Raw genomic sequence first — 6,493 nt, 5'->3', positions numbered from 1 at the left:
GGATCCGGTCGCGCCGCCGCGCCGGGCGCCCGACCCCGCGCCGGCCGTGGCCCCGGTGCCCGATGGTGCCCCGCGCGATGCCGCCCCGACCGATGCCATCCCGGTCGGCCACCGCCTCACCCCCGACGCGCCGCCCGTCGCCCTGCCGCTGCGGCTCCTGCCGCGCCACATCGCGATCATCGCCGGTTCCGGCTCCGGCAAGACCGTGCTGCTGCGCCGCCTCGTCGAGGAGGCGGCGCTCGCCGGCATCCCGGCGATCGTCGTCGATCCCAACAACGACCTGTCGCGTCTCGGCGATTCCTGGCCGGAGCGGCCCGACCGGTTCGGTCCCGAGGACGACCGCAAGGCCGCGCTCTACGCCGCGCGGGCCGAGGTGGTGGTGTGGACGCCGGGCGTGCATGCCGGCAACCCGCTCTTCCTCTCGGTGATGCCCGACCTCGCCGCGAGCGAGGACCGCGACGAGCGCGCCCAGGCGGTCGAGATGGCGGCCGAGACCCTCGGACCGCTCGCGGGCGCGGGAAAGACCCTCCAGCGCGGGGTACTGGCCGACGCGCTCCGGGGCTTCGCGGCCCGGGGCGGCGGCACGCTCGCGGCCTTCACCGACCTGCTGGCCGACCTGCCCGACGGCACCAGCCAGATCGGCAACGCCCCAAGGCTCGCCGCCGATATGGCGAACCAGCTGCTGGCGGCGGTGGCCACCAACCCGCTGCTGCGGGTCGAGGGGGCGGTGCTCGATCCCGCGCGGCTGTTCCATGGCCCCGATCCGGCCCGCACCCGGATCTCGGTCGTCAACCTGTCGGGCCTCGCCTCGGAGGCCGCCCGGGAGGATTTCGTCAACCGGCTGCAGATGGCGTTGTTCGGCTGGATCAAGGCCAACCCCTCGCCCCGGGGCCGGCTCTACGTGCTGGACGAGGCGCAGACCTTCCTGCCCTCGGGCCGGACGCCGCCGAGCCTCGGCAGCGGCATCAAGCTCGTGGCGCAGGGCCGCAAGTACGGGCTCGGGATGATCGTGGCGACGCAGGTGCCCAAGGGCATCCACAACCAGGTCGTGTCGAACTGCACCACTCAGTTCTTCGGCCGCCAGAGCGCGCCGGCCACCATCGCGGCAGCCCAGGAGATCATGGCGGCGAGCGGCGGGGCGGCCCCCGATATCGGCCGGCTCGGGGCGGGCGAGTTCTACTTCGCCACCGAGGGCTCGGGGAAGCCGGCGAAGCTGCGCACGCCGCTCTGCCTCAGCCACCACCCCGCCAACCCGCCGACGCCCGAGCAGGTGATCGACCGCGCCCGCCGGTCGGCCGCGTCGGCGTCGCGCCCGCCCCGGACGTGACGGCCGCATGCCGGCCGGGCGCGGCCGCCCTTGACATGAACCGGCGGCCTCGACCCTATGTCGTGGGGTTTCGCATCCCGGGCGGTAGTGATTGCGAGCTGGCCGACGCGTATGGATGCTGGCGACCTCACGTCGTGCTCCGACGTGTTCTTGCGCATGATCGAGGAATACGGGGTCGCGGGGCGCTGGCACTGGTCGCTCGCCGCGGACGAACAGCGCTGGTCGCCCGGTTTCTTCCGGCTCCTGGGACTGGATCCGGCATTCGCGGTCGCCCGCTACGACCTCTTCCTCGACCTTCTGCATCCGGACGACCGGGCGCGCCTGGCGAGCCCGGCCCGGATCCGCCGGGGCGAGGTCGTGCCGGAGGCGCTCGTCCGGCTGATCCGGCCGAGCGGAGATCTGCGCATCCTGTCGGTTGTGTCGGAGCTGCGCGTCTCGCCGGAGGGACGGCCGCTCTCCCTCGGCGGCGTCGCCCTCGACGTCACCGACCGCGAGCGGCTCCGGCAGCTGCAGGAGGCCGAGCAGCGCCGGCGCCGCGCGCTGTACCTCACCTCCTACACGACGACCTACACCCTCGGACACGACCTCGTGCACCGCTTCCCCGACGAGGTGGCGCAGGTGCACGGCCTGGCCCTGGAGGAGATCCAGGTCGATCCGTTCCTGATGGTCGTGCCGGAGGAGCGGACCGCGCTCCGCGACCGCGGCTGGGAGAGGCACGACCGCCACCTGCATTTCCAGGCGATCGCGCACGAGCGCCTCGCCAACGGCGAGGTGTGGCGGTTCCGCCTCATCGGAGTGCCCGCCTGGAACGCGGCCGGCGACGCCCTCGGCTGGATCGGCATGAAGTACCCGGTGCACGAATCCGGCGCGCCGGTGCACGGCGCCCTCGCCCCCGGGGATGCGGAGATGCGGCGCAGCCTCGAACAGGCGGTGCGCGGCCGTCACCTGCGGGCCGCCCGCGGCCTGCTCGACTGGTCGATGACGACCCTGGCCGAGGCCGCGGGCCTGTCGCTCTCGTCGGTGCGGCGCCTGGAGGACAACGCGGAGGGCGAGGGCTCGCGCTCCCGCCACAAGGCGGTGGCCGCCCTGCGCCGGGCCGGCATCCGGTTCATCGCGATGGACGACGGCGCCATCGCGGTGGCGAAGATCTGAGATTCTTTCTGGTCAATGACGGCTGTCGAATATCGATATCGACATTGAGACGTCCTACTGTCATACCTCTTATTGAGTAATTTTTCGATAAAAAATCGACTGATATCGAATAATTAGGAAATATGGTAGGATAATTTCACGAAAATAAATCGTCTCGTAGAAAAAAATTTACTCAAAGAGGCTTTGATGGATGCTGTGTCAGGAAGGTAGTTGCAAGGCCGTGCATTGTCAGCCAGCGCATAAATTGAGAAAATTTACAATCTAAACTGGAAATAAATTAATATTATCTCGCATGATCTACCGAGGGCGGGGGTTAGATATCCGAGCCAGTTGCCTCGGGAGGACACGCGACGGCATAGCAATCATTTTATTATCAATTGTTTATACGAAACATAAAAATAATATATTTTGATAAATATTTGAGCATATTAAATTAGATGTGAGGTATTTTTTTTGAAATCGACAAATATAATAGGAGAAATAAATCTACATTCAAAAATTTGTGCTGACTTTCGGAAAATGCCGCCGTCGCGGCGACCAATCGGGCGATCGTCCGGGATATTACCCTCATAAGTTGTAACGTGAATGCCGTAGAGAAATGATGTAGAAACGCAACGGCACCCGGAAACGTGCATCAACGGCACCTCCCAAGATGAGACATCGTTGCAAAGGCGGCTGGGACGGCCCAGGTGCGGCGGGTCGAGGAGGTGACCGGGCCTGCCTCCGCGGCGACTGGGCGAAGCCGATGTCGGTATCGCGCAGCGACTGCGCGGCAAGCGCCGAGCGAGCGGCCGGGAAGCGCGTGATTCAAGACAGTTGGATGCGAGACTGCTCCATGCATGCCGACGACCTGAAGGTCCGGTCGGACGCCTTCCTGAAGGCCATCGAGGATACCGGCCTGGTGGGGACGTGGCACTGGTCGTTCGCATCGGGCGAGCAGCGCTGGTCGCCGGGCTTCGTGCGGCTCCTCGGCCTGCCGGTGCATTCCGTCACGCCGAGCTACGCCCTCTTCGTCGACCTCGTGTGCCCGGCGGATCGGCGGCGGATCGCCAGTCCGGCCGACGCGCTGGCCGGCCATGTCCTGCCCTGCGCCCTCCTCCGGGTGATCCGGCCGAGCGGGGAGCTGCGCAATCTCTCGGTCCGTTCCGAGCTCAGGTTCGCACCGGACGGGCGCCCAACCGGCCTGAGCGGGATCGCCCTCGATGTTACCGATCGGGCGCGGCTGAGCCTGATGCTGCAACGGGAGCAGCTGCGGCGGCGAGCGCTCTACCAAGCCACCCACGCGATCACCTACACGGTGGAACCGAACAATACCTACGATTTCCCGCCCGAGATGGCGACGGCCCACGGATTGGACCTCGCCGCCATCAGGAGCGACCCGTTCCTGATGGTCGTGCCGTGGGAGCGGCCGGCATTCCGCGACGCGGCGATGGCGGTCCGCTCGCATGTGGCCCGGTTTCAGGAAACGGCCCGCGAGCGCCTCGCCGATGGCGAGGTCCGGCGCTTCCGGATCATCGGGGTCCCGCTCTGGGATCCGGCCGGGCGCTATCTCGGCCGGGCCGGAATGAAATACCCGATCCACGACTCGGGCGCGCCCTCGTCCGGCACCGCGCCTCCGCTCAACGGCGCGATCCGCCGCGGCCTGGAGGACGGGGTGGAGGCCTCCCACCTGCGGGCGGCCCGCGGCCTGCTCGACTGGTCGATGGCGCAGCTCGCCGGCGCCAGCGGCGTGTCGCTCTCGACGGTGAAGCGTCTCGAGGACGGGTCCGAGATCCGGGGTGCGCGCTCCCGCGTCAAGGCGATCGCCGCCCTGCGGGCCGCCGGGATCCGGTTCATGATGATGGATGGCGGCCAGATCGCGGTGACCAAGGCTTAAGCGGGGGCCGGCAGATGCCGGCTTCGGTCGTCGCGTATGTAAGGACAGTGCGATTGCAAGGCGAACGGGCCGGCCCCGCGAGGAGGCCGGCCCGGACGTCGGATCGACGCTCAGCGGGCGCGGTTGGCCGGGCTCGTCGCCGCGGCGTTGCCGCCGCTGTGGCTCGGCAGGTCGTCGGCGCGGGCGGCGGGGGCCATCGTGCCGGGCGCCGTCGGCGCGACGGTCCCGGTGGTCAGGTCGCGCTCGGGCATGCCCTTCTCGGCGTTGCTCTTCACGCTGGCCGGGTTGTTCAGGTTGTTCTCCGCCGAGCCGGGAGCACCGGTCTGGGCGAGTGCGGCGCCGGTGAGGGCGAGGGTCGTGGCGAGGGCGATGAGGGCGGTCCGCATGGGGATTGTCCTTCTCCGAGGTATCGTGAGGCGGCAACGCGCGGACCACCGGCCAAGGTCCCCCGTTTTCCACCGTTTCGTCGGCTTGCCTATCCCGGCGCTTGTTCCTATTTTGTTCTCATCACGGGACGATCGCCCCGGCACCGACCGGCAGAGGAGGACAGGATGCAGCCGAGCCACGAGCGCGACGAGGATACGGCGGAGACCGCCCGCATCGAGCAGGCGGCCTGGATCGCCGCGATGATCGAGGCCGAGCGCGAACGCGCGCTCGACGCCTGCCTCGCCCGCGAGGCCGGCTTCTGACACGGCGCCCTCGGCCTGCCCGCGGGCCTGCCCGGCCCGAGGGCAGATGCCGCCCTGATTTTCCGCAGATTTCGCTCTTGCCTCCAGGCTCAGGCACAGTATCGTTCGCCTACGAACGAGTTTGCATCCTGCTCGCGTGAAGTCGCGGCGGGATCCGCCGGAGGTTCGCCCCGATGTCGACCCGCGACGAGACGTTCCGTCCCCTGTCCCGCCGCACCCTGCTCGGCGGGCTCGCCGCGGCACCGCTCGGCCTCGCAGCCTCGCGGGCGGTCGCGCAGGGAGCCGCACAAGGGTCCGGGCCGATCCGCATCGGCGAATTGAACTCCTACGGCCGCATGGCGGCCTTCGCGGTGCCCTACCGCAACGCCATGCAGCTCGCGCAGGACGCCGTCAACAAGACCGGCGGCATCAAGGCGCTCGGCGGCCGGCCGATCGAGATCGTGTTTCGCGACGACGGCTCGACCCCGGGCGACGCGACCAGGGTCGCCGAGGAACTCCTGACCCGCGAGAACGTCGCTTTCCTGTGCGGCACCTTCCTGTCGAATGTCGGCCTCGCGGTGGCGGATTTCGCCAACCAGCGCAAGGCGCTGTTCCTCGCCACCGAGCCGCTCACCGACGCGCTCACCATGGGCAGCGGCAACCGCTACACCTTCCGGGTGCGGCCCAACACCTACATGCAGACCCGCATGCTGGTGGATGCCGTGAAGGACCGCGGCGTCAAGCGCTGGGCGATCGTGGCGCCGAACTACGAGTACGGCCAGTCCGCCGCCGCCAACTTCAAGAAGCTGATGGCCGCAGCGGTGCCGGGCTTCGAGGTGGTGGGCGAGCAGTTCCCGGCTCTCGGCAAGGTCGATGCCGGCGCCACCGTCGGCGCCCTGTCGCAGATGAAGGCCGACGGGCTGTTCAACGTGCTGTTCGGCGCCGACCTCACCGCCTTCGTGCGCGAGGGCAACACCCGCGGGCTGTTCGAGAAGCGCACGGTGGCGAGCCTGCTCACCGGCGAGCCGGAATACATGATCCCGCTCGGCGACGAGACGCCGGAGGGCTGGGTCACCACCGGCTACCCGTGGGAGACGATCGAGGGCAACGGCCACAAGGAGTTCGTCGCCGCCTACCGGGCCCGGTTCAACGACACGCCGCGGCTGGGCTCGCTCCTCGGCTACGTCGTCGTCGGCATGATCCGCGACATGCTGGAAAAGGCCGGGTCGACCGAGACCGAGGCGATGATCACGGCGCTCGAGGGCCTGACCTCCCAGACCATCGCCGGCCCGGTAACGATGCGGGCGCTCGACCACCAGTCGACCTTGGGCGCCTGGATCGGCGAGACGGCGCTCAACGGCCGCCAGGGCACCATGAAGAACGTGCGCTACACCGACGGGGCGAACTACATGTTCCCCGAGGCCGAGGTGAAGGCGGCCCGCAAGGCCTGATCCCCGAGAGCCCCATCCC

At 68.7% G+C, this 6,493-nt stretch carries 6 protein-coding genes; 5 read left to right on the top strand and 1 reads right to left on the bottom strand.

What is annotated here, in order from left to right:
- From HPY23_RS00785 to HPY23_RS00775, 3 genes are all read left to right on the top strand, one after another.
- On the top strand, nucleotides 1-1,327 hold a 1,327-nt coding region (locus HPY23_RS00785; RefSeq protein WP_200649535.1), incomplete at its 5' end, for an ATP-binding protein.
- 156 nt (nucleotides 1,328-1,483) lie between these two features.
- Nucleotides 1,484-2,479 (top strand): PAS domain-containing protein, encoded by a 996-nt coding sequence (locus HPY23_RS00780; protein ID WP_236012781.1) that lies wholly within the window; start codon nucleotides 1,484-1,486, stop codon nucleotides 2,477-2,479.
- 835 nt (nucleotides 2,480-3,314) lie between these two features.
- Nucleotides 3,315-4,355 (top strand): PAS domain-containing protein, encoded by a 1,041-nt coding sequence (locus HPY23_RS00775; protein WP_091887342.1) that lies wholly within the window; start codon nucleotides 3,315-3,317, stop codon nucleotides 4,353-4,355.
- Between the two features lie 110 nt (nucleotides 4,356-4,465).
- Here HPY23_RS00775 and HPY23_RS00770 read toward each other — a convergent pair whose 3' ends face one another.
- Nucleotides 4,466-4,741 (bottom strand): hypothetical protein, encoded by a 276-nt coding sequence (locus HPY23_RS00770; protein WP_091887344.1) that lies wholly within the window; start codon nucleotides 4,739-4,741, stop codon nucleotides 4,466-4,468.
- A gap of 165 nt (nucleotides 4,742-4,906) precedes the next feature.
- Here HPY23_RS00770 and HPY23_RS00765 point away from each other — a divergent pair, with 165 nt between their 5' ends.
- Together HPY23_RS00765 and HPY23_RS00760 are read left to right on the top strand one after the other, a co-directional pair.
- Entirely contained in the window at nucleotides 4,907-5,044 is a 138-nt protein-coding gene (locus HPY23_RS00765) for a hypothetical protein (protein WP_175539976.1), read from the top strand.
- A 173-nt stretch (nucleotides 5,045-5,217) separates the two neighbouring features.
- Complete coding sequence (locus tag HPY23_RS00760; protein WP_091887346.1) at nucleotides 5,218-6,474, top strand: ABC transporter substrate-binding protein; 1,257 nt, start codon at nucleotides 5,218-5,220, stop codon at nucleotides 6,472-6,474.
- Nucleotides 6,475-6,493 lie beyond the last annotated feature (19 nt).

This window comes from Methylobacterium ajmalii, assembly GCF_016613415.1.
GTDB lineage: Bacteria > Pseudomonadota > Alphaproteobacteria > Rhizobiales > Beijerinckiaceae > Methylobacterium > Methylobacterium ajmalii.
This window is presented reverse-complemented; position numbering and strand designations above follow the sequence as displayed.

Coding starts and splice junctions, on each gene's coding strand:
- HPY23_RS00770 (WP_091887344.1), bottom strand. CDS start 4,741: ATGCGGACCGCCCTCATCGCCCTCGCCACGACCCTCGCCCTCACCGGC.
- HPY23_RS00775 (WP_091887342.1), top strand. CDS start 3,315: ATGCATGCCGACGACCTGAAGGTCCGGTCGGACGCCTTCCTGAAGGCC.
- HPY23_RS00760 (WP_091887346.1), top strand. CDS start 5,218: ATGTCGACCCGCGACGAGACGTTCCGTCCCCTGTCCCGCCGCACCCTG.
- HPY23_RS00780 (WP_236012781.1), top strand. CDS start 1,484: ATGATCGAGGAATACGGGGTCGCGGGGCGCTGGCACTGGTCGCTCGCC.
- HPY23_RS00765 (WP_175539976.1), top strand. CDS start 4,907: ATGCAGCCGAGCCACGAGCGCGACGAGGATACGGCGGAGACCGCCCGC.